26 protein-coding genes, 1 tRNA gene and 2 riboswitches are annotated in these 25,181 nt (G+C 71.0%); of the genes, 20 read left to right on the top strand and 7 right to left on the bottom strand.

What is annotated here, in order from left to right; translation table 11 throughout:
• Window positions 1-214: 214 nt before the first annotated feature.
• The 8 genes from ACZ6BG_RS06350 (at window position 215) to ACZ6BG_RS06315 (ending at window position 7,095) form a co-directional block, all read left to right on the top strand.
• Window positions 215-1,720: an amino acid permease gene (locus tag ACZ6BG_RS06350; protein WP_468997482.1), complete on the top strand. Its 1,506-nt coding sequence runs from the start codon at window positions 215-217 to the stop codon at window positions 1,718-1,720.
• A gap of 83 nt (window positions 1,721-1,803) precedes the next feature.
• Window positions 1,804-2,226, top strand: coding sequence for a M67 family metallopeptidase (locus ACZ6BG_RS06345; RefSeq protein ID WP_468449979.1), 423 nt, complete (start codon window positions 1,804-1,806; stop codon window positions 2,224-2,226).
• A gap of 18 nt (window positions 2,227-2,244) precedes the next feature.
• Window positions 2,245-2,364, top strand: a riboswitch (cobalamin riboswitch).
• Between the two features lie 44 nt (window positions 2,365-2,408).
• On the top strand, window positions 2,409-3,392 hold the full coding sequence (locus ACZ6BG_RS06340; protein ID WP_468997480.1) for an ABC transporter substrate-binding protein: 984 nt from the start codon (window positions 2,409-2,411) through the stop codon (window positions 3,390-3,392).
• Window positions 3,393-3,505: 113 nt separating this feature from the next.
• Window positions 3,506-4,558 carry a FecCD family ABC transporter permease gene (locus ACZ6BG_RS06335; protein ID WP_468997995.1) on the top strand — a complete coding sequence of 351 codons (1,053 nt, stop codon included), beginning with the start codon at window positions 3,506-3,508 and terminating at the stop codon, window positions 4,556-4,558.
• A gap of 32 nt (window positions 4,559-4,590) precedes the next feature.
• Window positions 4,591-5,412 (top strand): ABC transporter ATP-binding protein, encoded by an 822-nt coding sequence (locus ACZ6BG_RS06330; protein WP_468997991.1) that lies wholly within the window; start codon window positions 4,591-4,593, stop codon window positions 5,410-5,412.
• A gap of 123 nt (window positions 5,413-5,535) precedes the next feature.
• Window positions 5,536-5,640, top strand: a complete 105-nt coding sequence (locus ACZ6BG_RS06325) for a putative leader peptide (protein ID WP_016638880.1) — start codon at window positions 5,536-5,538, stop codon at window positions 5,638-5,640.
• A 200-nt stretch (window positions 5,641-5,840) separates the two neighbouring features.
• Window positions 5,841-6,128 (top strand): MoaD/ThiS family protein, encoded by a 288-nt coding sequence (locus ACZ6BG_RS06320; RefSeq protein WP_468449977.1) that lies wholly within the window; start codon window positions 5,841-5,843, stop codon window positions 6,126-6,128.
• Between the two features lie 16 nt (window positions 6,129-6,144).
• Window positions 6,145-7,095: a PLP-dependent cysteine synthase family protein gene (locus tag ACZ6BG_RS06315; RefSeq protein ID WP_468997478.1), complete on the top strand. Its 951-nt coding sequence runs from the start codon at window positions 6,145-6,147 to the stop codon at window positions 7,093-7,095.
• A 225-nt stretch (window positions 7,096-7,320) separates the two neighbouring features.
• On the opposite strand, the gene ACZ6BG_RS06310 is transcribed toward ACZ6BG_RS06315, so the two are convergent.
• Window positions 7,321-7,773 (bottom strand): type II toxin-antitoxin system PemK/MazF family toxin, encoded by a 453-nt coding sequence (locus tag ACZ6BG_RS06310; RefSeq protein ID WP_468997476.1) that lies wholly within the window; start codon window positions 7,771-7,773, stop codon window positions 7,321-7,323.
• A 196-nt stretch (window positions 7,774-7,969) separates the two neighbouring features.
• Here ACZ6BG_RS06310 and ACZ6BG_RS06305 point away from each other — a divergent pair, with 196 nt between their 5' ends.
• Window positions 7,970-8,725 carry an MBL fold metallo-hydrolase gene (locus ACZ6BG_RS06305; protein WP_468997474.1) on the top strand — a complete coding sequence of 252 codons (756 nt, stop codon included), beginning with the start codon at window positions 7,970-7,972 and terminating at the stop codon, window positions 8,723-8,725.
• Window positions 8,726-8,796: 71 nt separating this feature from the next.
• On the opposite strand, the gene ACZ6BG_RS06300 is transcribed toward ACZ6BG_RS06305, so the two are convergent.
• Both ACZ6BG_RS06300 and ACZ6BG_RS06295 read right to left on the bottom strand, forming a co-directional pair.
• Complete coding sequence (locus ACZ6BG_RS06300; protein ID WP_380854682.1) at window positions 8,797-10,047, bottom strand: PTS transporter subunit EIIC; 1,251 nt, start codon at window positions 10,045-10,047, stop codon at window positions 8,797-8,799.
• Window positions 10,048-10,278: 231 nt separating this feature from the next.
• A complete protein-coding gene (locus tag ACZ6BG_RS06295; protein ID WP_468997472.1) occupies window positions 10,279-11,592 on the bottom strand; it encodes a PTS transporter subunit EIIC in 1,314 nt (437 codons plus the stop codon).
• A gap of 222 nt (window positions 11,593-11,814) precedes the next feature.
• On the opposite strand from ACZ6BG_RS06295, the gene ACZ6BG_RS06290 reads away from it, so the two are divergent.
• The 4 genes from ACZ6BG_RS06290 to rdgB all read left to right on the top strand — a co-directional run bounded on the left by ACZ6BG_RS06290 (window position 11,815) and on the right by rdgB (window position 14,323).
• Window positions 11,815-12,048: a PTS sugar transporter subunit IIB gene (locus ACZ6BG_RS06290; RefSeq protein WP_055553187.1), complete on the top strand. Its 234-nt coding sequence runs from the start codon at window positions 11,815-11,817 to the stop codon at window positions 12,046-12,048.
• Between the two features lie 209 nt (window positions 12,049-12,257).
• A complete protein-coding gene (gene rph / locus ACZ6BG_RS06285; RefSeq protein ID WP_030358332.1) occupies window positions 12,258-12,989 on the top strand; it encodes a ribonuclease PH in 732 nt (243 codons plus the stop codon).
• Between the two features lie 183 nt (window positions 12,990-13,172).
• Window positions 13,173-13,571, top strand: a complete 399-nt coding sequence (locus tag ACZ6BG_RS06280) for a hypothetical protein (RefSeq protein WP_405664308.1) — start codon at window positions 13,173-13,175, stop codon at window positions 13,569-13,571.
• A 149-nt stretch (window positions 13,572-13,720) separates the two neighbouring features.
• Window positions 13,721-14,323, top strand: coding sequence for an RdgB/HAM1 family non-canonical purine NTP pyrophosphatase (gene rdgB / locus ACZ6BG_RS06275; protein WP_468997467.1), 603 nt, complete (start codon window positions 13,721-13,723; stop codon window positions 14,321-14,323).
• A gap of 71 nt (window positions 14,324-14,394) precedes the next feature.
• Here rdgB and ACZ6BG_RS06270 read toward each other — a convergent pair.
• The 3 genes from ACZ6BG_RS06270 to bcp form a co-directional block, all read right to left on the bottom strand.
• Window positions 14,395-14,478: transfer RNA gene (locus ACZ6BG_RS06270), tRNA-Leu, on the bottom strand.
• A 47-nt stretch (window positions 14,479-14,525) separates the two neighbouring features.
• Complete coding sequence (gene proP, locus ACZ6BG_RS06265) at window positions 14,526-16,049, bottom strand: glycine betaine/L-proline transporter ProP (protein ID WP_468997465.1); 1,524 nt, start codon at window positions 16,047-16,049, stop codon at window positions 14,526-14,528.
• A gap of 134 nt (window positions 16,050-16,183) precedes the next feature.
• Entirely contained in the window at window positions 16,184-16,651 is a 468-nt protein-coding gene (gene bcp, locus ACZ6BG_RS06260) for a thioredoxin-dependent thiol peroxidase (protein ID WP_289950358.1), read from the bottom strand.
• 163 nt (window positions 16,652-16,814) lie between these two features.
• Here bcp and ACZ6BG_RS06255 point away from each other — a divergent pair, with 163 nt between their 5' ends.
• The 3 genes from ACZ6BG_RS06255 (at window position 16,815) to ACZ6BG_RS06245 (ending at window position 18,035) form a co-directional block, all read left to right on the top strand.
• Window positions 16,815-17,141 (top strand): DUF3618 domain-containing protein, encoded by a 327-nt coding sequence (locus tag ACZ6BG_RS06255; RefSeq protein ID WP_468997462.1) that lies wholly within the window; start codon window positions 16,815-16,817, stop codon window positions 17,139-17,141.
• A gap of 97 nt (window positions 17,142-17,238) precedes the next feature.
• Window positions 17,239-17,541: a GroES family chaperonin gene (locus tag ACZ6BG_RS06250; RefSeq protein ID WP_106967814.1), complete on the top strand. Its 303-nt coding sequence runs from the start codon at window positions 17,239-17,241 to the stop codon at window positions 17,539-17,541.
• 74 nt (window positions 17,542-17,615) lie between these two features.
• A riboswitch (guanidine-III (ykkC-III) riboswitch) is annotated at window positions 17,616-17,685 on the top strand.
• A 29-nt stretch (window positions 17,686-17,714) separates the two neighbouring features.
• Window positions 17,715-18,035 (top strand): DMT family transporter, encoded by a 321-nt coding sequence (locus tag ACZ6BG_RS06245; protein ID WP_468449964.1) that lies wholly within the window; start codon window positions 17,715-17,717, stop codon window positions 18,033-18,035.
• Between the two features lie 48 nt (window positions 18,036-18,083).
• Here ACZ6BG_RS06245 and ACZ6BG_RS06240 read toward each other — a convergent pair whose 3' ends face one another.
• A complete protein-coding gene (locus tag ACZ6BG_RS06240; RefSeq protein ID WP_468997460.1) occupies window positions 18,084-20,981 on the bottom strand; it encodes a transglycosylase domain-containing protein in 2,898 nt (965 codons plus the stop codon).
• Window positions 20,982-21,209: 228 nt separating this feature from the next.
• Between ACZ6BG_RS06240 and ACZ6BG_RS06235 the strand changes: the two genes are divergently transcribed.
• The 4 genes from ACZ6BG_RS06235 (at window position 21,210) to ACZ6BG_RS06220 (ending at window position 24,856) form a co-directional block, all read left to right on the top strand.
• A complete protein-coding gene (locus tag ACZ6BG_RS06235; protein WP_468997458.1) occupies window positions 21,210-22,031 on the top strand; it encodes an ABC transporter permease in 822 nt (273 codons plus the stop codon).
• Window positions 22,032-22,104: 73 nt separating this feature from the next.
• Window positions 22,105-22,944 (top strand): ABC transporter permease, encoded by an 840-nt coding sequence (locus tag ACZ6BG_RS06230; protein ID WP_468997985.1) that lies wholly within the window; start codon window positions 22,105-22,107, stop codon window positions 22,942-22,944.
• A gap of 30 nt (window positions 22,945-22,974) precedes the next feature.
• Window positions 22,975-23,964, top strand: a complete 990-nt coding sequence (locus ACZ6BG_RS06225) for an ABC transporter ATP-binding protein (RefSeq protein WP_468997456.1) — start codon at window positions 22,975-22,977, stop codon at window positions 23,962-23,964.
• A gap of 100 nt (window positions 23,965-24,064) precedes the next feature.
• Window positions 24,065-24,856 (top strand): DUF1707 SHOCT-like domain-containing protein, encoded by a 792-nt coding sequence (locus ACZ6BG_RS06220; protein ID WP_468997454.1) that lies wholly within the window; start codon window positions 24,065-24,067, stop codon window positions 24,854-24,856.
• Window positions 24,857-25,181 lie beyond the last annotated feature (325 nt).

The following is a 25,181-nucleotide window of genomic DNA, read 5'->3' as shown; positions in this document are numbered from 1 at the left end:
TCTTCCTGTGCCGTATGCCACATATGGCTCATTCGATCACTGTGACGGTCGTGATAAATCTTCACGACCGCTCGGTGACGCCACCCATGTCACCGGGGGCGCTAGAGGCCGGCAGACCGTCGGCGGCACTCCATCACCATCCGGGGGGATCAGGACCTGGTCCGCGGCGAAACCGCAGTTCGCGGCGCGGATCAGCATGGAGAAAGGCGTCACCATGACCTCAGTGCAGGTCGAAGAACACCACGACGGCAATGAGGCCGCGGCGGCCACGGAGGGCGCGTCCGGCGACAACGAGGGCTATCAGCGCGGGCTCGGCGCCCGGCAGATCCAGATGATCGCGATCGGCGGTGCCATCGGCACCGGCCTGTTCCTCGGCGCGGGCAAGGCCATTCACAAGGCCGGGCCCAGCCTCATCCTCGCGTACGCCATCGCGGGCCTCGTCATCTTCTTCATCATGCGCGCGCTCGGCGAGCTCCTGATGTACCGGCCCGTGTCGGGCTCCTTCTCGGAGTACGCCCGTGAGTTCGTCAGCCCGTTCTTCGGGTTCGTGACCGGCTGGACGTACTGGCTCTTCTGGGTCGTCACCGGCATCACCGAAGTCACCGCGGCAGCCCAGTACATGCAGTACTGGACCCATGACTCCATTCCACAGTGGGCGTACGCGCTGATCTTCACGGTCATCCTGTACGGCGCCAACCTGATCTCCGTGAAGCTCTTCGGCGAGCTGGAGTTCTGGTTCTCGATGGTCAAGGTCACCGCGATCATCGGCATGATCCTGATCTGTGCCGGCATCCTCACCATCGGCTTCTCCGACGCCGGTGACACCGCGTCCGTCTCGCACCTGTGGGACAACGGCGGCTTCTTCCCCAACGGCATCGGCAACACGCTGATGACGCTGCAGATCGTGATGTTCGCCTTCCTCGCCGTCGAGCTGGTCGGCGTCACCGCGGGCGAGTCCAAGGACCCGAAGAAGACCCTGCCCAAGGCGATCAACACCGTGCCGTGGCGCATCGCCGTCTTCTACGTCGGCGCCCTGATCATGATCCTCTCGGTCGTGCCGTGGACGTCCTTCCAGCCGGGCGTCTCCCCGTTCGTCGCCGCCTTCGAGAAGATGGGCCTCGGCGTCGGCGCCGCGATCGTGAACTTCGTGGTCCTGACCGCCGCGCTCTCCTCCTGCAACTCGGGCATGTACTCCACCGGCCGCATGCTGCGCGACCTCGCGCTCAACGGCCAGGGCCCGAAGTTCTTCACCAAGCTCACCAAGAACGGCCTGCCGCTGGTCGGCACCACCGCGTCCGCCGCGCTGATGCTGGTCGGCGTGTGGATCAACTACCAGTGGCCGGGCGAGGCGTTCAACTACGTCGTCTCCTTCGCGACCATCTCCGGCATGTGGGCCTGGATCATGATCCTGGTCTCCCAGATCAACTACCGCCGCAAGGCCGACCGCGGCCTCGTCCCGCAGTCCACCTTCCGCGCGCCGGGCGCCCCGTACACGAGCTGGTTCGCGCTCGCCTTCATCGGCATGGTCATCGTGATGATGGGCATCGACAAGGACGCGCGGATCTCGCTGTACTGCGCGCCGATCTGGGCCGCGATCCTGTGCGTGTCCTACCTGGTCCTGAAGAGCCGCAACCCGGAGGCCGCGGCCTTCAAGAAGCGCGTGCACACCGGCCAGGCCGTCGAGAACGCCGCGGACGCCGCACCGGTCACCAAGGACTGACCCCGGACGGCTCCTGTCCAGCATGCGGGCGGCCTCGTACCACACTTCGGTACGGGGCCGCCCCGCTGCTTATCCTGGCCGACATGCTGACCATCACCCAGGCCCTCCACGACCAGATCGTCGCGCACGCGCGCAAGGACCACCCCGACGAGGCGTGCGGCGTCGTCGCGGGCCCGGCGGGCAGCGACCGCCCCGAGCGCTTCGTCCCGATGCTGAACGCGGCCCGCTCGCCCACGTTCTACGAGTTCGACTCGACGGACCTGCTCAAGCTGTACCGCGACCTGGACGACCGCGACGAGGAGCCCGTCGTCATCTACCACTCGCACACGGCGACCGAGGCCTACCCCTCCCGCACCGACATCAGTTACGCCAACGAGCCGGGCGCCCACTACGTCCTCGTCTCCACCGCCGACACCGACGACGCGGGCCCCTTCCAGTTCCGCTCCTTCCGGATCGTGGAGGGGGAGGTCACCGAGGAGGACGTCAGGGTCGTCGAGGCATACTGAGGCCGAGCTTCACGATTCACGACCCTCGAGGCGGCAGGACCCAGGAAGCCGGTGGAAATCCGGCGCGGTCCCGCCACTGTGACCGGCCGCGCCCCGCGCGCCCGGGAGTCAGGAACTGACCTGCCGCCTCCTCCACATGCACTCAGGGGACGCGGAAATCCCCTGGAGGAGGCCCGCACCCCATGCGTACCCGCGTACGTGCCCTCGCCCTGCCCGCCGCGGCGGCGATCCTGCTGCCGCTCACCGCGTGCTCGTCGTCCTCGTCGTCCGACGACGACTCCGGGAAACCCGACGCCAGGGCCGCCGGATTCCCGTACACCGTCACCAACTGCGGGACGAGGACGACGTACGACGCACCCCCGAAGCGCGCGGTCACCATGAACCAGCACGTGACGGAGATCCTCCTCGAACTGGGCCTCAAGGACCGCATCGCCGGGACCGCCTACCTCGACGACAAGGTGCTCCCCGAGTACGAGAAGGCGTACAAGTCGCGCCCGGTGCTCGCCAAGGAGTACCCCTCCTACGAGAAGCTCCTCGCCGCCAACCCCGACTTCGTGTACGGCGGTTACGCGAGCGCCTTCGCGGCGGGCGACGGCCGCTCCCGCGACGCCCTCGCCAAGTCCGGCATCAAGACCCGCCTCAACATCGAGGCCTGCGCCAAGAAGCCCGTCACGATGGACGACGTGTACCGCGAGGTGCGCGAGGCGGGCGCGACGTTCGGGGTCCGGGACCGGGCGGAGAAGTGGGTGCGCGACGCCAGGGCGGAACTGGCCGCCACGGCGAAGAAGTCGGCGAAGGGCGGCAAGGCCCCCGCCGTCTTCGTCTACGACAGCGGCGACAAGACGGCCTTCACCGCGGGCGGCCGCGGCATGGGCAACGACATCATCGAACGCGCGGGCGCCCGCAACGTCATGTCCGACCTCGACAAGTCCTTCGGCGACGCCTCCTGGGAGACGGTGGTCGACCGCCGCCCCGACGTCATCCTCATCTACGACTACGGCGCCTCCACGGTCGCCCAGAAGAAGAAGCGCCTCCTGGACGACCCGGCCCTCAAGGACGTCCCGGCCATCAAGAACAAGCGGTTCGCGGTGCTGCCGCTGTCGGACGTGGTGCTGGGGGTGCGGGCGCCGGGGGCGGTGCGGAAGCTGGCGGAGCAGTTGCGGTGAGCCGAGTGTGGCGCGGGGGCACATTTCAGCCCGTCCGGCGTTTGAGGACGAGCCGCGAAGAGGCGACAGCGGGGGTCCGGGGGCGGCAGCCCCCGGTTTCGGGAAGGGGCGGGATCGGGGAGCCCCCGGCAGGCCCCCACACCCGCACCCTCCCGTACACCCTCGTCGTCACGGCTCTGGTCCTCGGCCTCGCGGCAGCGAGCGTCGCCGCACTGGCGCTCGGCTCCGTACGGATCCCCACGGCCGACGTCGTCCAGATCCTGACGGGCAACGCGGACCCGTCCCCGTACCGCACGATCGTCCTCGACGTCCGCCTCCCACGAGTCATCCTCGGCGCGGCCGTCGGCGCGGGCCTGGCGGTGGTCGGCACCACCCTCCAGGCCCTGGTCCGCAACCCCCTGGCGGACCCGTTCCTCCTGGGGGTCTCCTCGGGCGCCTCCGCGGCAGCGGTCTCGGTGATCGTGCTCGGCCTCGGCGCGGGCATGGCGACAACGGTGACCATCCCGGCGGCGTCCTTCGCGGGCGCGTTCCTCGCCCTGCTCGTGGTGTACGCCCTCGCCCGCGAGCCCGGCGGCGGCTTCACGACGACCCGCCTGATCCTCGCGGGCGTGGCCGTCTCGTACGTCCTGTCGGCCCTGACCAGCCTGATCCTGGTCGTCTCGGCCCGCGCGGACCACCTCAAGGAAGTCCTGTACTGGACCCTCGGCGGCCTGGGCAGCGCCCGCTGGGACATGCTCGCGCTGCCGTTGACGGTCCTGGCCGTCGGCACGGCCCTGCTGATCGCGCTGGCCCGCCCGCTCGACCTGCTCCTGGTCGGTGAGGAGGGCGCGACCGTCCTCGGCCTGGACACGGCCCGGTTCCGCGCGGGCGTCTTCGTGCTGACCTCGCTGGTGACCGGCGTGCTCGTCGCGCAAAGCGGCGCCATCGGCTTCGTCGGCCTGATGGTGCCGCACGCGGCCCGGATGCTGGTGGGCGCCGCGCACCGGGCGCTGCTGCCGGTGGCGGCGCTGATGGGGGCGGTGTTCCTGGTGGTGGCGGACCTCGCGGCCCGCACGGTGGCGGCGCCGCAGGACATCCCGGTGGGCGTGCTCACGGCGCTCACCGGCGGCCCGTTCTTCCTGTGGCTGCTCCGGCGGGGGCGGGCGCGGGAGGGGGTGGAGGCGTGAAGCGACGTACGGACCTGCCGCGTACCGAGGACCTGCCACGTACCGAGGGCCCGCCCCGCACCGACGCCCTGCTGAGCACCGAGGACCTCACGTACGAGATCCCGTCGGGCCGCCGCCTGGTGGACGCCGTCTCACTCACCGTCTCCGCAGGTGAGACGGTGGGCCTGGTCGGCCCCAACGGCAGCGGCAAGACGACGCTGCTGCGCTGCGTGTACGGCGCGCTCGCGCCCACCGGCGGCCGGGTCCTGCTCGACGGCGCCGACCTGGCGGACACCGGCGTCAAGGCCCGAGCCCGCCGCGTCGCCACGGTCCCGCAGGACGGCCACACGGGCTTCGAACTCACCGTCCGCCAGATCGTCGCCATGGGCCGCTCCCCGCACAAACGCTTCTGGGAGGGCGACACGGCCGCCGACGAGGAGCTGGTCATCGGCGCCCTGGAGCGGGTCGGCGCCGCCGCCCTGGCCGGACGCGCCTTCGCGCGGCTGTCCGGCGGCGAGCGCCAACGCGTCCTGACCGCACGGGCGTTGGTGCAGGAACCGGCCGTCCTCGTCCTCGACGAGCCCACGAACCACCTGGACATCCGCTACCAGCTGGAGATCCTCGGCCTGGTCCGCGGCCTCGGCACGGCCAACCTGCTCGCCCTGCACGACCTGACCCTGGCCGCGTACTACTGCGACCGTCTGTACGTCCTCGACGCGGGCCGCGTCGTCGCCTCCGGCCCGCCCCGGGACGTCCTCACCGGCGAGCTCCTCGCGGAGGTGTACGGGGTCGCGGCGGAGGTGGCGGTGCATCCGGCGACGGGGGCGCCGACGGTGACGTATCTCCCGGGGGCGGCGGGGGTGCCCCGGGCCTGACGCCGGGAACCCGCTGCCGCCGACGGCCGGGACACCCCGCCCCTGTCCGGCCGTCGAACGCGATCCGTCCGGCATCCGAGATCACATTCCGGGTCCCGGACCGGGAATCGTTACGATGACCGCATGGTTTCGAACGACGTGAGCATCGATACGACGCCGGGCGCCCTGCTCGTCGGCCGGCTGCACGTCGACCTGTGCCGTCTCGCCAGCGCCATCTGTCGGCCCTGACGGGCGCCGCCCCGCCGCTGCACCGCGGCGGCGAGCCCCGGCGCCGTACCCGCGGCCCCCGCACCCCGCCGCCCGCCCTCGCGCGGCGCGCCCTGCTCCGTACCGCACCACCACCGCTCCGCTCCGTACCGCACCACCCCGCACCACCCGCGCAGCCACCCCGCACCACTTCCGATCCACTCCCGACAGGAGCCTTCCGCATGGCCATCGAGGTCCGCATCCCGACCATCCTCCGCACCTACACCGACGGCGAGAAGGCCGTCCAGGGCAGCGGTGACACCATCGCCGCGCTCTTCGCCGACCTCGAGTCGCGGCACGCGGGCATCCAGGACCGGCTGATCGACAAGGACAAGGGCAACACCCTGCGCCGCTTCGTGAACGTCTACCTCAACGACGAGGACGTCCGCTTCCTCGACGGCGTCTCCACCAAGCTCGCCGACGGCGACAGCGTCACGATCCTGCCGGCCGTCGCCGGCGGCATGGCCTGAGGGCCCCGGCTCCCCGATGCGTTACGACTCCCCGCTCGCGGCCGTCGGCAACACGCCGCTGGTCCGCCTCCCGCGTCTGTCGCCGTCCGCCGAGGTCCGGATCTGGGCCAAGCTGGAGGACCGCAACCCGACCGGCTCCGTCAAGGACCGGCCCGCGCTCCACATGGTCGAACAGGCCGAGAAGGACGGCCGGTTGACGCCCGGCTGCACCATCCTGGAGCCCACCTCCGGCAACACCGGCGTCTCCCTCGCCATGGCGGCCCGGCTCAAGGGCTACCGCATCGTGTGCGTCATGCCGGAGAACACCTCCCAGGAGCGGCGCGACCTGCTGACGATGTGGGGCGCGGAGGTCATCTCCTCGCCCGCGGCGGGGGGTTCCAACACGGCCGTACGCGTCGCCAAGGAACTGGCGGCCGAGCATCCGGACTGGGTGATGCTCTACCAGTACGGCAACCCGGACAACGCGGGCGCCCACTACGCCACCACCGGCCCCGAGATCCTCGCCGACCTGCCCTCCATCACCCACTTCGTGGCGGGCCTCGGCACCACCGGCACGCTCATGGGCGTCGGCCGCTTCCTCCGTGAGCAGCGGCCCGACATCAAGGTCGTCGCAGCGGAGCCGCGCTACGACGACCTCGTCTACGGCCTGCGCAACCTCGACGAGGGCTTCGTGCCCGAGCTGTACGACGAGTCCGTCCTCACCACCCGCTTCTCCGTCGGCTCCGCCGACGCGGTGACCCGGACCCGGGAGCTCCTCCGCGAAGAGGGCATCTTCGCGGGCGTCTCCACCGGTGCCGCGCTCCACGCCGCCATCGGCGTCGGCCGCAAGGCCGTGAAGGCGGGCGAGCCCGCCGACATCGTCTTCGTCGTGGCCGACGGCGGCTGGAAGTACCTCTCCACCGGCGTCTACACGGCGGCGACGGACGAGGAGGCGATCGCGACGGTCCAGGGCCAGCTGTGGGCGTAGCCCGGCTGGGAGCTCCCCGATCCCGCCCCTTCCCGGCTGTGACAATTTGCGGCTCCGCCGCGTGGGGGGCTCCGCCCCCAGACCCCCGCTCCTCAAACGCCGGACGGGCTATCCATAGCCCGTCCGGCGTTTGAGGACGAGCCGCGGAGCGGCGACAAGCGGGGGCCCGGGGGCGCAGCCCCCGGTTTCGGGAAGGGGCGGGACTGGGGAATGCCCCGCCAGGGCCTACCCGGCCAGATGCCGCACCTGATCCCACAGCACCGGATCCACCACCCCCGCCCGCCGCCGGAAGTCCCCCACAGGAACCTCCCGCAACTCATCGGTCTCCAGGAAACTGGCCCGCCCGTGCGCGTCCCCGACGGCCCCGGGCGGCAACGGAATCACCCCGGCCCGCTCGTCCCGGTACTTACTGGTGATCTTCGCGACCCGCACGCTGTCCCCGTGGACACCCAGCACGAGACAGGGCCGGTCCTTCCCCCCGCTCCCACCCTCATAGGGCACCCGCGCCCACCAGATCTCCCCGGCCTGCGGCCGCCCACCCCCCTCTCGCCCCCGAGGCCGCCCCGCCGGCCACCGCCGCCGAGCCGGCCGCCCGGAGCGGGCCCACCCGTCCACCAGGGCGACGAGAAGGGCCAGTACCACCACGGCGGCCAGCGCCGGCCACCACGACGTGTCCATGGCCCCGACGGTACCGGCGCCCCCCGCTCCGCGCCGCCGCACCGGCCCCCTTCGGGCACCCCCGAACCGGTGACACCCCAGGTGAGTTCGCCCACAACGGCCCACGACGGAGGAGCGAGGCGCCCTTTCGCGCTTTACGCTCGACGGACCGCACGCCCCCGTTTCCCCCGATCGCCAGCGTGGAGGTTCCAGCTCTATGAAGCTCACCGTCGTCGGCTGCTCGGGGTCGTTTCCGTCCGCGGACTCGGCCTGCTCGAGCTACCTCGTCGAGGCCGACGGCTTCCGGCTGCTGCTCGACATGGGCAACGGCGCCCTGGGCGAGCTGCAGCGCCACATCGGTCTGTACGACCTCGACGCGATCTTCCTCAGCCATCTGCACGCCGATCACTGCATTGACATGTGCGCGTACTTCGTGGCCCGCTACTACCGGCACGACGGCGGCCGCTGCGCCCCCATCCCGGTCTACGGCCCCGAGGGCACCGAGCAGCGCCTGACCACGGCGTACGCCGACACGCCCTCCGCGTCGTCGATGAGTGAGGTCTTCGACTTCCACACGGTCAAGCCCGGCGCCTTCGAGATCGGCCCGTTCTCGGTGCGTACGGAGAAGGTGTGCCACCCCGTCGAGGCGTACGCCATCCGCGTCGAGCACGGCGGCCGGTCGCTGACGTACTCCGGGGACACCGGCACCTGCGCGGCCCTCGACGAACTCGCCGCCGGCACCGATCTGTTCCTCTGCGAGGCCGCGTTCACGCACGGCAAGGAGAACATCCCGGACCTGCACCTCAACGGCCGCGAGGCCGGGGAATCCGCCCACCGCGCGGGCGCCCGGCGCCTGGTGCTCACGCACATCCCGCCGTGGACGGACCCGGCGGTGAACCTCGCCGACGCCCGGGAGGTCTTCACCGGCGGCCCGACGGAGCTGGCGGCGGCAGGGGCGACGTACGAGATCTGAGAGCCGTACGACGACGTGGGCCCCCGGAACCGCGAGGTTCCGGGGGCCCACGTGCTGGTGCGGGGCGAGGCTCACGCCTTGGTGAGGTCCTCGACCTCCTCCTCGGGCTCGCGGCCCGGGGTCGGGAGGTTGAACTTGACGATCGCGAAGCGGAAGACGACGTAGTAGACCGCTGCGAAGACGAGGCCGATGGGGATGATCAGCCAGGGCTTCTCGGCGAACTTCCAGTTCAGGACGTAGTCGATGGCGCCCGCCGAGAACGTGAAGCCGTGGTGCACGCCCAGGGCCCAGGTGACGGTCATGGCGACGGCCGTGAGGATCGCGTGGATCACGTACAGGACCGGCGCGATGAACATGAAGGCGAACTCGATCGGCTCGGTGATGCCGGTGACGAACGAGGTCAGCGCGAGGGACATCATCATGCCGCCGACGACCTTGCGGCGCTCGGGGCGGGCGGTGTGCGTGATGGCCAGGGCCACGGCGGGCAGCGCGAACATCATGATCGGGAAGAAGCCGGACATGAACTGACCGGCGGTCGGGTCGCCGTGCATGAAGCGCTGGATGTCGCCGTGCCAGACGGCACCGGCGGAGTCGGTGAAGGAGCCGATCTCCTGCCAGGCGACGGTGTTCACGAACTGGTGCATGCCGACCGGCAGGAGCGCGCGGTTGACCACGCCGAAGATGCCGGCGCCGACCGAGCCGAGGTCGGTCATCCACTCGCCGAAGTTGGTGATGGCGTCACCGACCGGGCCCCAGGCGAGGCCGAAGACGACACCCAGGGCGGTGCCGATGAAGGCCATCAGGATCGGGACCAGACGGCGGCCGTTGAAGAAGCCGAGCCAGTCCACCAGCTTGGTGCGGTGGAACCGCTGCCAGACCACGGCGGATATGAGGCCCATGATGATGCCGCCGAAGACCTTGGGGTCGTTGTACGTCGCGGCGACGTCCGCACCCTTGGTGATCTTCGCCTCGGTGACGGGGAACGCGGTCAGCACGTTCTTGTAGACCAGGAAGCCGACGAGCGCGGCCAGCGCGGTCGAGCCGTCCGCCTTCTTCGCGAAGCCGATCGCGACACCGATGCAGAACAGCAGCGGCATGTTCGCGAAGACGGCGTCACCGGCGGTGGCGAAGACCGTGGCGACCTTGCCCCAGCCGAGGCCGTCGGCACCGAACACGTCCGGCTGGCCGAGGCGCAGCAGGATGCCCGCCGCGGGCAGGACCGCGATGGGCAGCTGCAGGCTGCGTCCCACCTTCTGCAGACCCTGCAACACACTTGAGCCCCGCTTCTTCGCGGGCGCCGCCTTGGCGGTGGCCGTACTCATGACTTCCTCCATGTGCGGGTGCTGTCAGGGGACAGTTCAGGGGGTTGCGACAGCATCCAGGTGGTCTACACCACTCAGTGGTGTAGACCTGTTGTAACACGGTCAAGGCGACATAAGGAACCCGCGATTCCTGTGGGGTCGGCCATAACACCGCATCCACGGCGAAAGGCCCCCGGACCATAGGGTCCGAGGGCCTGGCAAAGGGTATCGCGGGAGGTTCCGCTTGCGTGCCTATGCCTTGGTCTGCTCCTCGTCCAACACCTTTGCCTCCTCTTCCGGTTCGCGTCCCGGAGTGGCCAGGTCGAACTTCTTGATCACGAAGAGGAACAGGAAGTAGTAGACCACCGCGAACGCGAGGCCGATCGGGATGATCAGCCAGGGTTTCGTGGCCAGGCTCCAGTTGATGACGTAGTCGATGAGGCCGGCGGAGAAGCTGAAGCCGTCCTTCACCCCGAGCCCCCAGGTGACCGCCATCGAGACGCCGGTGAGCAGCGCGTGGATCGCGTACAGCGCGGGCGCGATGAACAGGAACGAGTACTCGATCGGCTCGGTGATGCCGGTGACGAAGGACGTCAGGCCGACCGAGAGCATCATGCCGCCGACCACCTTGCGCCGCTCCGGGCGGGCCGCGTGCGTGATCGCGAGGGCCGCCGCGGGCAGCGCGAACATCATGATCGGGAAGAAGCCCGAGGTGAACTGGCCCGCCGTCGGGTCGCCCGCGAGGAAGCGGTTGATGTCGCCGTGGACGACCGTGCCGTCCGCCTTGGTGTAGTCGCCGAACTGGAACCAGACGAAGGTGTTCAGGAACTGGTGCAGGCCGACGGTCAGCAGCGCGCGGTTGGCCACGCCGAAGATGCCCGAGCCCAGCCAGCCGAGGTCGACCAGCCACTTGGAGAAGCTGGTGAGCCCGTCACCGATGGGCGGCCAGACCCAGACGCACAGCCCCGCGAAGACCAGGCCGACGAAGGCCATGATGATCGGGACCAGGCGGCGGCCGTTGAAGAAGCCGAGCCAGTCGACCAGCTTCACGCGGTGGTAGCGCTGCCAGAACCAGGCGGCGAGCAGGCCCATGACGATGCCGCCGAAGACCCCTGGATTCTGGTACGCGGCCTGGGCCGGGGTGCCGTCCTCGGCCACGCAGACCCCGCTCCACATCCCGGCGCCCGCGAAGTCGGCGCCCGCGGGGCAGTCGTCGGGGAACGCGCGCAGGACCGCGTAGTAGACGAGGAAGCCCGCGACCGCGGCGAGCGCGGTGGAGCCGTCCGCCTTCTTCGCCATGCCGATCGCGACGCCGATGCAGAAGAGGAGCGGCAGGCCGAGCGAGGAGTCGAGCAGGGCGCCGCCCGCGGCCGCGAAGACCTTGGCCACGTTGGTCCAGCCGAGGCCGTCGTCGCCGAAGACGTCCGGCTGGCCGAGCCGGTTCAGGATGCCCGCTGCGGGCAGGACGGCGATGGGCAGTTGGAGGCTGCGGCCCATCTTCTGCAGGCCCTGGAAAAGGCCGTTCCACCACTTCTTCTGGGGTATCGCGGCGGCAGTGGAACTCATCGGCGTTCCTCCCGGAACCGGCCAGGTTTGGCGGTCGTTGAAAACTGGTGTAGACCAGTTGTGGACGGTGGTCGGCACCGCCCCGCCAGGGGTGACACCTTGATCGTCATGATTGGGTACGAGTGCCGTGACCGCCCGCGAAGATGGGCCAACCGTGCGTTACCGTGACAAAGCGGACCTACGGTGTCGTGGCCGCGTCCTTTTCAGAGCAGGGAGAACACCATGGCCAGCAAGGCTGAGAAGATCGTTGCCGGGCTCGGCGGCATCGACAACATCGAAGAGGTCGAGGGCTGCATCACCCGCCTCCGCACGGAGGTCAAGGACCCTGCCCTGGTCGACGACGCCGCGCTGAAGGCCGCGGGCGCGCACGGGGTCGTGAAGATGGGGACGGCCGTCCAGGTCGTCATCGGGACCGACGCGGACCCGATCGCGGCGGACATCGAAGACATGATGTAACGCTTGCGCTGCGCCGTGAGGGCCTTGTTCCGCTTGCCGGGACGGGGCCCTCACGCGTGCGGGGGCGCCCCCGATCGGCGCTCCGCGCCTCGTCCTCAAGCGCCGGACGGGCTGTCTCCCACCCGCCCACCGGTCGAGCGACAGCCCGGCACCCTCGGGCCCGCCCCCGTCCGGCCCGAGGGGCCGTTCGTCCCGATAGGCTCAAGCGCATGTCTCGTATCGACGGCCGTACCCCCGAACAGCTCCGTCCCGTCACCATTGAGCGTGGGTGGAGCAAGCACGCCGAGGGCTCCGTCCTCGTTTCCTTCGGTGACACCAAGGTCTTCTGCACGGCCTCCGTCACGGAGGGCGTGCCCCGCTGGCGCAAGGGCAGCGGCGAGGGCTGGGTCACCGCCGAGTACTCGATGCTGCCGCGCTCCACCAACACCCGCGGCGACCGCGAGTCCGTACGCGGCAAGATCGGCGGCCGCACGCACGAGATCAGCCGCCTCATCGGCCGCTCGCTGCGCGCCGTCATCGACTACAAGGCCCTCGGCGAGAACACCATCGTCCTGGACTGCGACGTCCTCCAGGCCGACGGCGGCACCCGCACCGCCGCCATCACCGGCGCGTACGTCGCGCTGGCCGACGCCGTCGCCTGGGCCCAGGGCAAGAAGCTGATCAAGGCCGGGCGCAAGCCGCTCACCGGCACGGTCAGCGCGGTCTCCGTCGGCATCGTCGGCGGCGTGCCGCTGCTCGACCTCTGCTACGAGGAGGACGTGAAGGCCGACACCGACATGAACGTCGTGTGCACCGGCGACGGCCGCTTCGTCGAGGTCCAGGGCACCGCCGAGGCCGAGCCGTTCGCCCGCGAGGAGCTGAACGCGCTGCTCGACCTCGCCGTCGGCGGCTGCGTCGACCTGGCCGCGTACCAGCGTGAAGCGCTCGAAGCGGTCAAGTAGGGCATAACGCCGGGCGCGACCCAAGTGGCGCGCGGTGCGGTCGAGTTGAGTGGGGGCGCGGGCGATGCGCGGTTCGGTTCGCCCGGCGTGGGAAGCAACCCTCGGGGCCCGGACGGGCGTTCTTACGGATGCGGGCGTACGGGCCAAGCCGTACGTCCGTCCACAACGGGGAGGGAATTCCGCATGGCCGCGCGCCACCGCCGTACCGCTACCGCCATCATCACCGCTCTGATCGCAGTTCCGGCGGTCTCCGGCCTCGTGGCCTGCGACCCCGTCGACAAGGCCGTCGACTGCGTCAAGACGGCCGACGCGATCCACGACAACGTCCAGGACATGCAGGAGGCCGCCCAGGACGCCGCGCTGAACCCCGGCAAGGCCGACGACTCGCTGGACGACATCGAGGACAACCTCGACGACATCCGCGACAAGTCCGACGACGCCGACGTGGACAAGGCCCTGGACCACCTGGACAAGGCCGTCGACAACATCCGCGACGCCTCCAAGGACGGCGGCGACAAGTCCCCCGACCTCAGCCCCGCCGTCGACGCGGCCAAGGAGCTGACGAAGGTCTGCACCGACTGACCCGGGCCGGCGGCGCGCCCGTCCCGGACGACACGGCGGGAGACATGGCCAGAGACACGGCCAGACACGGCCAGAGGCACGGCGCGTGTCACGCCGACGGGACGGGGCGCGCCGGAACGGACCGATCACGGGGCCGCGATACTGGTCCCATGACCCGCCTCATCCTCGCCACCCGCAACGCCGGCAAGCTCACCGAGCTCAAGGCGATCCTCGCCGACGCCCGGCTCGACCACGAGCTCGTCGGCGCGGACGCCTACCCGGAGATCCCCGACGTCAAGGAGACCGGCGTCACCTTCGCCGAGAACGCCCTCCTGAAGGCGCACGCCTTGGCCAAGGCCACCGGGCTTCCCGCCGTCGCCGACGACTCGGGGCTCTGCGTCGACGTGCTGAACGGCGCCCCCGGCATCTTCTCCGCGCGCTGGGCGGGCCGCCACGGCGACGACCGCGCCAACCTGGACCTCCTTCTCGCCCAGCTCGGCGACATCGGCGACCCGCACCGCGGCGCCCACTTCGCGTGCGCTGCCGCCCTCGCGCTGCCGGACGGCACGGAGCGGGTGGTCGAGGGACGGCTGCTCGGCACCCTGCGGCACGCTCCGGCGGGCACGGGCGGCTTCGGCTACGACCCGGTGCTCCAGCCCGAGGGCGACACCCGCACCTGCGCCGAGCTGACGGCGGACGAGAAGAACGCGATCAGCCACCGCGGCAAGGCGTTCCGCGCGCTGGTGCCGGTGGTGCGCGAACTGCTCGGCTGAGCCGGCGGACACGGCGAGCCGGGCACCGGACACGGCGAAGGGCGCCCCCTCGGGGGCGCCCTTCGTGCGCGTGCGGCCGGAGGGACTCGAACCCTCACGGGTGTTACCCCACTGGGACCTAAACCCAGCGTGACTGCCAGTTCCACCACGGCCGCGTGCCGCGCCCATCGTAATCGCCGCCCGGCCGGAGCTACCGGGGGAGTCAGAACTTCGGCGCCGTGGCCTGCGCCGCGACCAGTTCGGCGGCCTCCTCCTTGCTCTCCACCGACGGCGGCGAGCCGCTGAGGGGCCGCTGCGCGGTCTCCTTCATGCAGGCCACCGCGATGATGCCGACGACGGCGGCGGCCATCGCGTAGTACGCGGGCATCATGTCCGTACCCGTCACGCTGATCAGCGCGGTGATCACCAGTGGCGCGGTGCCGCCGAACAGCGAGGCGGACAGGTTGTAGCCCACCGACAGGGAGCCGTAGCGCACGGGGGTGGGGAACAGCGCGGGGAGCGTCGCCGACATCGTGCCGAGCAGGCACACCAGGGACAGGCCGAGCATCAGCATGCCCGCCGAGACGGCGACCAGGGCGCCCTGCTTGATCAGCAGGAAGGCCGGGATCGACAGGACGAGGAAGCCCACCATGCCCGTCATCAGGAGCGGCTTGCGGCCGTAGCGGTCCGACAGGACGCCGATCCGGTTGATCACCAGCATCAGGACCACCATCGTGGCGATGAGGATCAGCAGCCCGTGGGTGTCGTCGTAGCCGAGCTCGTCGGTCAGGTACGTCGGCATGTACGACAGGAGCATGTAGTCGGTGATGTTGTACGCGCCGACCAGGGCGACGCACAGGATCAGCGTCGGCCAGTACTCGCGGAAGATCTTCGCGAGGTCGCCCTTGGCGGAGGTCTCGACGGCGGAGGCCGCCTCGGTCGCCGAGTGGTACGTCTGGTCCTCCAGCTTCTGGAACGCCGGGGTCTCGTCCAGGCGCAGCCGCAGATACAGGCCGACCAGGCCGAGCGGGCCCGCGACCAGGAACGGGATCCGCCAGCCCCACGCCTCCATGGCGCCGTCGTCCAGCGTCGTGGTCAGGATGGTGACCAGGCCCGCCGCGCCCACGTACCCGGCGAGGGTGCCGAACTCCAGGAAGCTGCCGAAGTAGCCGCGCCGCTTGTCCGGCGCGTACTCGGCGATGAACGTGGAGGCGCCGCCGTACTCGCCGCCCGTGGAGAAGCCCTGCACGAGCCGGAAGAGGATCAGCAGCACCGGGGCCCAGAAGCCGATGGTGGCGTAGCTCGGGATCAGGCCGATGGCGAAGGTGCCGACCGCCATCAGGATCATCGTCAGGGCGAGGACCTTCTTGCGGCCGATCTTGTCGCCCATCGGGCCGAACACCATGCCGCCGAGCGGCCGCACCAGGAACGAGACCGCGAAGGTGGCGAACGACGAGATCAGCTGGGCGGTGTCGTTCCCGGACGGGAAGAAGACATGCCCGATGGTGACGGCCAGATAGCTGTAGATGCCGAAGTCGAACCACTCCATGGCATTGCCGAGTGAGGCCGCTTTCACCGCGCGCCGCACGGCCGCCTCGTCGGTCACCGTGATGTCGGTCCGCCGCAGGGGCGGGTTCCGGCGCCGTCTGATGGCCCGGAACAGCGTGCGGTGACGTTTCACCGCCGCCGGGTCGGTACCGGGCAGAACGTCGGCCTCGGGGTCGGCCGGGTGCTGGCTGGCCGCCATGGAGCTGATCCTTTCGCTGACGATGGTCCACGGGATCACTTGCTCGCACTCCGCGAACGCAAACGAAAGCCCCCCGTGAGGGGGGCTTTGTCACATCCGCGGGCGGCGGCCGGGCCGGCGCCGGGCCGGGGGGATCAGACCCCCAGATCCCTGATGATCTTGGCGACGTGGCCGGTGGCCTTCACGTTGTAGAAGGCGTGCTCGACCTTGCCCGCCTCGTCCACGACGACCGTCGAGCGGATCACACCGGTCACCGTCTTGCCGTACAGCTTCTTCTCGCCGAAGGCGCCGTACGCCTCCAGGGTCTCCTTGGACGGATCGCCGACCAGCGTGACCTTCAGGTTCTCCTTCTCGCGGAACTTGGCGAGCTTCTCCGGCTTGTCGGGGGAGACGCCGATGACGTCGTAGCCCGCGGCCGCCAGCACGTCCAGGTTGTCGGTGAAGTCGCAGGCCTGCTTGGTGCAGCCGGGGGTCAGGGCAGCCGGGTAGAAATACACGATGACCTTGCGGCCCTTGTGGTCCGCGAGGGAGACGTCCTTGCCGTCGGCGTCGGGCAGGGTGAAGGCGGGGGCGGTGTCCCCGGGCTGAAGTCGCTCGCTCATTTACGGTCTCCTCGCAGGCGGCACGCGCGGGCGCGCACGCGTCAGGGATGTGATGACGGAGTCGAGCGTAATAGGGGTGCCATGGGGTGCGACGGGGGTGAAGCTGACAGACTGTGGAACGACCAGTACCCAGTACACGGAACACACCCACGGAGGCAGCGCGGTGTCGGATGCGGATGCCAGGACCCCTGCGCAGATCGAGGCGGACATCAAGCGCCGGCGCGACCAGCTCGCCGAGACCCTCGACGAGATCGGGGTGCGGGTCCACCCGAAGACGATCGTCGGGGACGCCAAGGCCAAGATCACTTCGAGCGTCGACCAGTCGCTCGGGCGGGCCTATGTCGGCGCGAATCGCCTCGTCTCCGATGTGAAGGCCCAGTTCGTCGCGGAGGACGGGGCGCCCCGCGTGGAGCGGATCGTGCCGGTGGCCCTGGTCGTGGTGGGCCTCGTGGGGCTCCTCGCGGCGGGCTCCAGGCGCCGCAAGGGCTGACCCGGAGGCGTACAAGGCGCGCGGGGGCAGGTAGGTTCGGGGCGTGAGCGCCAAGACATCTGAACCAAGCACCCACGACGACAAGCTGCCGATCCGGATGCTGCACGACCGCGTGCTCGTGCGTCAGGACACCGCGGAGGGCGAGCGGCGCTCCGGCGGCGGCATCCTGATCCCCGCGACCGCGGCCGTCGGCAAGCGCCTGGCCTGGGCCGAGGTGGTCGCCGTGGGGCAGAACGTGCGCACGGTGGAGCCGGGCGACCGGGTCCTGTACGACCCCGAGGACCGCGCCGAGGTCGAGGTGCGGGGCGTGGCGTACGTCCTGATGCGCGAGCGCGACCTGCACGCCGTGGCCGCGGACCGCTTCGAGGGGTCCGAGGACTCCACCGGGCTCTACCTGTAGCGCCCGGGGCCCGGGCGGCCCCGGCCCGACGCAGCCGAGAAGGGGCTGGTGACCATCGTCACCAGCTCCTTTTGCGTGCCCTTTGCTACCTTGGAAGGACCCCGACGAGACGCGCCGTACCGGGATCCGCAAAGACGACGCACCCCTGAAGTCCCTTTTTCGGAGGTGCCGTCATGGCCTGGGTCCTGCTCATCGTCGCCGGTCTGCTCGAGGTCGGCTGGTCGATCGGCATGAAGTTCACCGAGGGTTTCACCCGTCTGTGGCCGAGTGTGTTCACCGGCGCGGGCATCGTCGCCAGCATGCTGCTGCTGTCCTACGCCGCCAAGACCCTGCCCATCGGCACGGCCTACGGCGTGTGGGTCGGCATCGGGGCCGCCGGAGCCGCGGTGGTCGGCATGCTCGCGCTCGGCGAGCCCGCCACCGCCGCCCGGATCTTCTTCGTCTGTCTGCTGCTCGTCGCGGTCGTGGGTCTGAAGGCGACGAGCGGCCACTGAGGCCAGGCCGGACCAGCGGCCCGGCGGGGCCTCGGCGGCCCGGCGGCGTCAGTCGCCGCCGCGGCCGCGCGGCCCCACGTTCGTCCCTTGGGTGAGCCCGCCCAGGGCGCCCTGCTGGCCGCCCTGGTCGACGCCGCCGTCCGCGGCGCCCCCGTCGTCGCCGCCCCCGGTCGGCCCTTGGGTCTGGCCCTGGTCCTGGCCCTGTGTCTGGCCGCCCTGGTCCTGGCCCCCGGTCGGCCCCTGGTTCTGGCCGCCCTGGTCCTGACCGCCGGTCGGCCCCTGGTTCTGGCCCTGGTTCTGCCCCTGGTTCTGGCCGCCCTGGTCGCCGCCGCCGTCCGCGGCACCGCCGTCCGTGCCGCCGGTGTCCTCGTCGCCGCCGGTCGCGCCGCCCGTGTCCTCGTCCGGGTCCGGCTCCTCGGCGCTCTGCGACGGGTCGGGCTGCACCGGTACGTCCGCGCCCGGCTCCAGCTCCAGGTCGAACTCCTTCGCCGGCTTGCCCTCCAGGGCGTCCTTGGTGAACTGCGCCCAGACCCGCGCCGGATAGCCGCCGCCGTTGATGCGCCGCTCGCCGAGCGCGCCGTACAGCGGCGTCTGCGCGGCCGTCTGCGGGTCCTGGCCCATCACGGCCACGACCGTCGCCAGGTCCGGCGTGTAGCCCGCGAACCAGGCCGCCTTGTCCTCCTCGGCCGTGCCCGTCTTGCCCGCCGCCGGGCGGCCCGCGGCGAGCGCCTCGGTGCCGGTGCCGGAGTCGACGACGCTGCGCAGGACCGACGTGGTGGTGTCCGCGGCCTCGCGGCTCACCGCCGTCTTCTCGCCCCGCTCCGGCAGCGCGACGTCCTCGCCGTCCTTGGTGATCTTCTCGACGAGCGTGTACGAGCCGTGCTGGCCGTGGTTCGCGAGCGTCGCGTACGCCTCCGTCATGTCGAGCACGGACGCCGTGGACGGGCCGAGCGCGATGGACGGGGAGGCCGTGAGGTCCGGGGTCTTCTCCGGCACGCCGAGCGCGACCGCGGTGTCCTTGACCCGGTCGGAGCCCACGTCGACGGCCATCTGCGCGTACACGGAGTTCACGGACTTGTCCGTGGCCTCGCGCACCGTGATGTCGCCGTACATGCCGTCGTCCTCGTTGGCGGGCGCGTACTGGCCGCCGTCCCAGCCCTGCACCGGACGCCGGTTGTTGCCGTCGTAGATCGTGTTCGGCGTGATCGGGGTGCCGGACTGCGTCGTCGAGCCGTTCTGCACGGCCGAGGTGAACACGAACGGCTTGAAGGTCGAGCCGACCTGGTAATCCCGTCGAGTGGCGTTGTTGACGAACTGCTTGGTGTAGTCGATGCCGCCGTACATCGCGACGACCTTGCCGGTCTTCGGGTCCACGGACGCGCCGCCCACCCGCACGTTCCGGTCGATCTTGCGGGCCTTCTTGTCGAGCTTCGACATCACCTGGTCGTCGACGGCCTTCACGAACGCGTTCTGCCGCGGCTTCTGCAGGGTGGTCGTGATGCGGTAGCCGCCCTTGCTGAGGGCGTCCTCCTCGATGATCTTGTTCTCGATGAGGTAGTCCTCGACGGCCTTGACCACGTAGCCGCGCTGCCCGGACAGGTCCTGGGTGCCCTTGGCCTGGTCCGGCATCGGGAACTTCTGCTTCTCGCGGTCGGCGGAGGGCAGCCAGCCCTCCTTGACCATGCCGTTCAGGACGTAGTTCCAGCGGCCCTGCGCGGCGGTCTTGTTCTCCGGGTGCGTCGCCACGTCGTAGGCGTTCGGGGAGTTCACGAGCGTGGCGAGGTACGCGCCCTGGCCGACGCTCAGGTCCTCGACGTCCTTGCCGTAGTACGCCTGCGCGGCGGCCTGGACGCCGTAGGCGTTGCGGCCGAAGTAGCTGGTGTTCAGATAGCCCTCGAGGATGTCGTCCTTGCTCACCTCGCGGTCCAGCTTGATCGAGATGAAGAACTCCTTCACCTTGCGGGTGACCGTCTGCTCCTGGCCCAGGTAGTAGTTCTTCACGTACTGCTGGGTGATCGTCGAGCCGGACTGCTTGCCCTTGCCGGTGACCGTGTTCCAGGCGGCGCGGAGCATCGCCTTCGGGTCGACGGCGGACTCGCCGTAGAAGTCCCGGTCCTCGGCCGCGAGCACGGCGTGCTGCACGTGCTTGGGGACCTTGGACAGGGGGACGTTCTCGCGGTTCGCGCCCTTGCTGTCGCGGGCCAGCTCGCTGCCGTCGGCGTACAGGTAGACGTTGGCCTGCTTGGTGGCGAGGGCGTTCGCGGGCGGGATGTCGATCAGCAGATAGCCCGCGGTGAACCCGCCCACGCACAGCAGGACCACGAAGATGAACCCGGCCAGCACCATCCGCCAGGTCGGGAAGAGCCGCCGCCAGCCCTTGCGCTTGGGGCGCTTCTTCTTGCCGTTCTTGGCCGCCTTGCCGGTGGCGCCGTCACCCGGGGCGCCCGCGGCCGCCACGGACGCGGCGGCGCCCTCGGCTCCGGCGGCACCCTGCTCGGGCTCGCGCGGCGCCCAGCCCTGGCGCTGCTGGCCCTGGTCCGGTCGCGGTCCCGGCTCCGGGGGGATGGCCCGAAGCTGCTGGGTGGAGGGGTCGGGGGCGCCCTGCGGTGAGCCCTGGGGCGCGGCGCCCTTGGGACGGCCGAGCGGGCGGAGCTGCTGGGTGGAGGGGCCGCTGTCGGGAGCGCCGGAGGAGGGTGTGCCGCGGCCGGGAGTGCCGGGGCCGGAGCCGCCAGGGGTGCCCTTCGGCGGTGTCGGGCCGTCGGCCGGAGTGCGGTCGCCCGGCTCGCCGCCCGGAGCGCGGTCGCCCGGCGCGGGGTCGCTCGGCCGGGAGGCCCGCCCGTCCGGTCCCTCGGCGGGCCCGTCCTGCCGGGCAGCGGGTTCGCTCCGCCGGGCGGCGGGCTCCTCCTGTCCGTCGCCCGGCCGCCGCTGTGGCTCGTCGCTGCTCATGTCTCGCGGAACTCCCGGTTCGCGTCGTACATCTCGTACGCCTCATACATCCAGTACGCCTCGTACGACCCATTGCACACTGTCGCCGCATGCCTTTCAGGCCAGGCACGCTCCGTGGGGCGAAATTGCCTGGCACGGTCAGCCCCGATCGCACTAGGCTCCTGCGCTTTGGTCCGGGCGCGGGCCCGGGCGCGGTGGCCTGGAGCGGTACGAGGCTCTCTGAAAGGGATGTTCGTGAGATCAGGACGGTTCCGCCTGTACGCGGCCGTCGCCGCCGGCAGCTTCCGGCGATTCGCCACGTACCGGATCGCGACCTTGGCCGGTGTGTTCACCAACACTGTCTTCGGAGTGATCCTGACCTACACCTATATTGCCCTGTGGGACGAGAAGCCTGGACTTGGAGGATACGACCAGGCGCAGGCTCTCACGTACGTGTGGCTCGGGCAGGCGCTCCTGACGACCGTCGCCGTGATGGGCGGCGGCTTCGAGGACGAGCTGATGCGGCGCATCCGCACCGGCGACATCGCCATCGACCTCTACCGCCCGGCCGACCTCCAGGCCTGGTGGCTCGCGGGCGACCTGGGCCGGGCGCTGTTCCAACTGCTCGCGCGCGGCGCGGCGCCGATGCTGTTCGGCGGGATCGTCTTCCAACTGGCTCTTCCGGGTGACGTGTTGACGTGGCTGGCCGCGGCGGTCGCCGTGCTGCTCGCGGTGGTGGTCAGCTTCGCGCTGCGCTTCCTGGTGGCGCTCAGCGCCTTCTGGCTCCTCGACGGCACCGGCGTCGCGCAGATGTCGTGGCTCGCGAGCACGTTCTTCTCCGGGATGCTGCTGCCCCTGAACGTCTTCCCCGGCGCCCTCGGCGAGGTCGCCCGCGCGCTGCCCTGGTCGGCGCTGATCCAGGTGCCCGCCGATGTGCTGCTCGGCGAGCGCTCGGGCGCGGAGCTGGCGGGGACGTACGCCTTCCAGGCCGGGTGGGCCCTCGCGCTGCTCGCCGCGGGACGGCTGCTGCAGGCCGTGGCGACGCGGCGGGTGGTGGTGCAGGGTGGCTGAGGGGACCCGGCGGGGGGAGCGGCGGGGCGGGGGGCCGGTGGGTCCGGCCGGTCCGGCGGATCGGCCGTCCGGACTGCGTGCGGGTACCGCCGACGGGCCGCTGGACCGGGCCAGGGACGGGCTGCGCGCCTACCGGATGATCACCGCCATGTGGATCCGGTCCACCCTCGCCTACCGCGCGTCCTTCGTCATGACGGCCCTCGGCAACCTCACGGCGACCGCCCTCGACTTCGCCGCGATCCTGCTGATGTTCTCCCAGGTCGACGTGCTCGGCGGCTACCGGCTCCCCGAGGTCGCCTTCCTCTACGGCGCGGCCTCCTGCGCCTTCGGCCTCGCCGACCTCGCCATCGGCTCCATGGACCGGCTCGGCAGGCGGGTGCGCGACGGCACCCTCGACACCCTCCTGGTGCGGCCCGCGCCGGTGCTCGCGCAGGTCGCGGCGGACCAGTTCGCGCTGCGCAGGCTGGGGCGGGTGGTGCAGGGGCTCCTGATCCTCGGGTGGGCCTGCGCCGCCGTCGACATCGCCTGGACGCCCCTGAAGGTGCTGCTCGTCCCGCTGATGCTGGTCAGCGGCGCGGGGATCTTCATGGCCGTCTTCGTGGCGGGCGCGGCCTTCCAGTTCGTCGCGCAGGACGCCTCCGAGGTGCAGAACGCCTTCACCTACGGCGGCAACACGCTCCTGCAGTACCCGCCGACCGTCTTCGGCAAGGACCTGGTGCGCGGCGCCACCTTCCTGGTGCCCATCGCCTTCGTGAACTGGCTGCCCGGCCTGTACGTGCTCGGCCGCCCCTATCCGCTCGGCCTGCCGTCCTGGGCCGCCTTCACACCGCCGCTGGTCGCCGTCGCTTGCTGCGCGCTCGCGGGCCTCGCGTGGCGCGCGGGACTCCGCTCGTACCGCAGCACAGGGAGCTGATACGTCATGAGCACAGGGAGCTGATACGTCATGGACACGGTCCCAGGCCCCGGCCCGGACGCCGACTTCATCGCGCTCGACGGGGTCGAGAAGATCTTCGACGTCCGCAGGAAGACCGGTTTCCTGCGCCGCGAGCGGCACCGGGTGCGGGCCGTCGACGGCATCACCTTCCGGGTGCCGCGCGGCGAGATGGTCGGCTACATCGGGCCCAACGGCGCGGGCAAGTCCACCACCATCAAGATGCTCACCGGCATCCTCACGCCCAGCGGCGGCCGCCTCAGGGTCGCGGGCATCGACCCGGCCCGCGAGCGCACCCGGCTCGCCCGGCGCATCGGCGTGGTCTTCGGCCAGCGCACCACCCTGTGGTGGGACCTGCCCCTCATCGACTCGTACCGCCTGATGCACCGCATGTACCGCATCCCCGACCGGCGTTACGCCGAGAACCTCGACCGGTGCGTCCAACTCCTCGACCTGGGCGAGCTGTTGGACGTACCCGTACGTCAGCTCTCCCTCGGGCAGCGGATGCGCGGCGACATCGCGGCGGCGCTCCTGCACGACCCCGAGGTGCTGTACCTCGACGAGCCGACCATCGGGCTCGACGTCGTCAGCAAGGCCAAGGTCCGCGGCTTCCTGCGCGACCTGAACTCCGGGTCCGGCACGACCGTGCTCCTGACCACCCACGACCTCACCGACATCGAGCAACTGTGCAAGCGCGTCATGGTCATCGACCACGGGCGCCTGATGTACGACGGGCCGCTGGCCGGGCTGCACGAGGTGGGCGCGAGCGAGCGCACCCTCGTGGTCGACCTGGAACGCGAACTTCCGCCCCTGGAGGTCGAGTCGGCCCGGGTCGTGAAGGTCGAGGGGCCCCGGCAGTGGCTGGCGTTCCCGGCCGCCGCGTCGGCCGCGCCGCTGGTCGCCGCGGTCGCGGAGCGCTATCCCCTCGTCGATCTGTCCGTGCGCGAACCCGACATCGAGGCCGTGATTGCCAAGATGTACGCGGACCGGGGGACCTCGTAGGCTGCGGGTGCTGCGATTTACCGGGGCGGCCCCCGGACCTCCAGCAGGAGAAGCAGGTTGGCCGGATTCGCCGGCACGGACATCACGAGGTGACCTCAGCATGACGGACGCCGGGCCCACGCCACCGCCGGACGAGTCGCCCGCATCCGGAGGGGATGCTTCCGGTCCGCCGCCTGCCGTCCGGGCGACCCCCGCCGAGCCGGCCTCTGCCGAGCTGGCCCCCGCCGAGCTGCGGGCCTCCGACGCCGACCGGGAGAAGGTCGCCGACGTGCTGCGCGAGGCGCTGGCCGAGGGGCGGCTCGACATGGAGGAGTTCAACGAGCGCCTCGACGTGGCCTACCGGGCCCGTACGTACGGCGAGCTCGCCCCGCTCACCCGGGATCTGCCGTCCGGCGTCGCGCCCGGGCCCAAGGTGTCCATGGTCAAGCGGTCCGGGGGCGAGGAGAGCGACGAGATCGACTGGGCCGAGCGGGTCGTCGGGGGTGAGCCCTCGTCCAGTGGGGCCGTCGCCATCTGGGGTGGGTTCAACCGCAAGGGCGGTTGGACGATCGGGCGGCTCTTCACGTCCTTCGCGATGTGGGGCGGTGGGGAGATCGATCTGCGCGAGGCGCGGTTCGCCGAGCGGGACGTCGTCATCCGGTGCTTCGCCCTCATGGGCGGCATCCAGGTCACCGTGCCGCCCGAACTCAACGTCACCGTCAAGGGCTTCGGGATCATGGGTGGCTTCGGGGACGACGCCACCGGGCCCGGCACGCCGGGGTCGCCGCGCGTCGTCGTCACCGGCTTCGCCCTCATGGGCGGGGTCGCCGTCGAACGGAAGCTGCGCAAGCAGGAGCGGGCCCGCCTCAAGGCGGAGCGCCGCGAGCTGCGGGAGCGGCGCCGACGGGACTGACCTTCGCGGGGCGCCCCAGTCCCACCCCTTCTCCGAAACCGGGGCTCCGCCCCTGGACCCCGGGGGCGGGCGTCCCGCGCGGGCGGGACAGTCCTCCGCCGGGTCGGCGCTCCGCGCCTCGTCCTCAAGCGCCGGACGGGCTGAAACGGTGCGGGTGGGACGGTCCTCCGCCGGGTCGGCGCTCCGCGCCTCGTCCTCAAGCGCCGGACGGGCTAGATGGTTGCCGGGGTGGGTGGGGATGCTGCGGGGTGGGCGGGAGCGCTGAGGGGCGGGCGGGGCTCTGCGGGGTGGGCGAGAGCTTTGCCGGGTGGCGGGAGCCTTGTCG

The sequence above is a fragment of the Streptomyces sp. NPDC041205 genome, from assembly GCF_055591765.1.
This window is presented reverse-complemented; position numbering and strand designations above follow the sequence as displayed.

Excerpts from the sequence above, each read along its gene's own strand:
- ACZ6BG_RS06350 (WP_468997482.1), top strand. The coding sequence starts at position 215 with ATGACCTCAGTGCAGGTCGAAGAACACCACGACGGCAATGAGGCCGCG.
- ACZ6BG_RS06345 (WP_468449979.1), top strand. The coding sequence starts at position 1,804 with ATGCTGACCATCACCCAGGCCCTCCACGACCAGATCGTCGCGCACGCG.
- ACZ6BG_RS06340 (WP_468997480.1), top strand. The coding sequence starts at position 2,409 with ATGCGTACCCGCGTACGTGCCCTCGCCCTGCCCGCCGCGGCGGCGATC.
- ACZ6BG_RS06325 (WP_016638880.1), top strand. The coding sequence starts at position 5,536 with ATGGTTTCGAACGACGTGAGCATCGATACGACGCCGGGCGCCCTGCTC.
- ACZ6BG_RS06320 (WP_468449977.1), top strand. The coding sequence starts at position 5,841 with ATGGCCATCGAGGTCCGCATCCCGACCATCCTCCGCACCTACACCGAC.
- ACZ6BG_RS06315 (WP_468997478.1), top strand. The coding sequence starts at position 6,145 with ATGCGTTACGACTCCCCGCTCGCGGCCGTCGGCAACACGCCGCTGGTC.
- ACZ6BG_RS06310 (WP_468997476.1), bottom strand. The coding sequence starts at position 7,773 with ATGGACACGTCGTGGTGGCCGGCGCTGGCCGCCGTGGTGGTACTGGCC.
- ACZ6BG_RS06305 (WP_468997474.1), top strand. The coding sequence starts at position 7,970 with ATGAAGCTCACCGTCGTCGGCTGCTCGGGGTCGTTTCCGTCCGCGGAC.
- ACZ6BG_RS06300 (WP_380854682.1), bottom strand. The coding sequence starts at position 10,047 with ATGAGTACGGCCACCGCCAAGGCGGCGCCCGCGAAGAAGCGGGGCTCA.
- ACZ6BG_RS06295 (WP_468997472.1), bottom strand. The coding sequence starts at position 11,592 with ATGAGTTCCACTGCCGCCGCGATACCCCAGAAGAAGTGGTGGAACGGC.
- ACZ6BG_RS06290 (WP_055553187.1), top strand. The coding sequence starts at position 11,815 with ATGGCCAGCAAGGCTGAGAAGATCGTTGCCGGGCTCGGCGGCATCGAC.
- rph (WP_030358332.1), top strand. The coding sequence starts at position 12,258 with ATGTCTCGTATCGACGGCCGTACCCCCGAACAGCTCCGTCCCGTCACC.
- ACZ6BG_RS06280 (WP_405664308.1), top strand. The coding sequence starts at position 13,173 with ATGGCCGCGCGCCACCGCCGTACCGCTACCGCCATCATCACCGCTCTG.
- rdgB (WP_468997467.1), top strand. The coding sequence starts at position 13,721 with ATGACCCGCCTCATCCTCGCCACCCGCAACGCCGGCAAGCTCACCGAG.
- proP (WP_468997465.1), bottom strand. The coding sequence starts at position 16,049 with ATGGCGGCCAGCCAGCACCCGGCCGACCCCGAGGCCGACGTTCTGCCC.
- bcp (WP_289950358.1), bottom strand. The coding sequence starts at position 16,651 with ATGAGCGAGCGACTTCAGCCCGGGGACACCGCCCCCGCCTTCACCCTG.
- ACZ6BG_RS06250 (WP_106967814.1), top strand. The coding sequence starts at position 17,239 with ATGCTGCACGACCGCGTGCTCGTGCGTCAGGACACCGCGGAGGGCGAG.
- ACZ6BG_RS06245 (WP_468449964.1), top strand. The coding sequence starts at position 17,715 with ATGGCCTGGGTCCTGCTCATCGTCGCCGGTCTGCTCGAGGTCGGCTGG.
- ACZ6BG_RS06240 (WP_468997460.1), bottom strand. The coding sequence starts at position 20,981 with ATGAGCAGCGACGAGCCACAGCGGCGGCCGGGCGACGGACAGGAGGAG.
- ACZ6BG_RS06235 (WP_468997458.1), top strand. The coding sequence starts at position 21,210 with ATGTTCGTGAGATCAGGACGGTTCCGCCTGTACGCGGCCGTCGCCGCC.
- ACZ6BG_RS06225 (WP_468997456.1), top strand. The coding sequence starts at position 22,975 with ATGGACACGGTCCCAGGCCCCGGCCCGGACGCCGACTTCATCGCGCTC.
- ACZ6BG_RS06220 (WP_468997454.1), top strand. The coding sequence starts at position 24,065 with ATGACGGACGCCGGGCCCACGCCACCGCCGGACGAGTCGCCCGCATCC.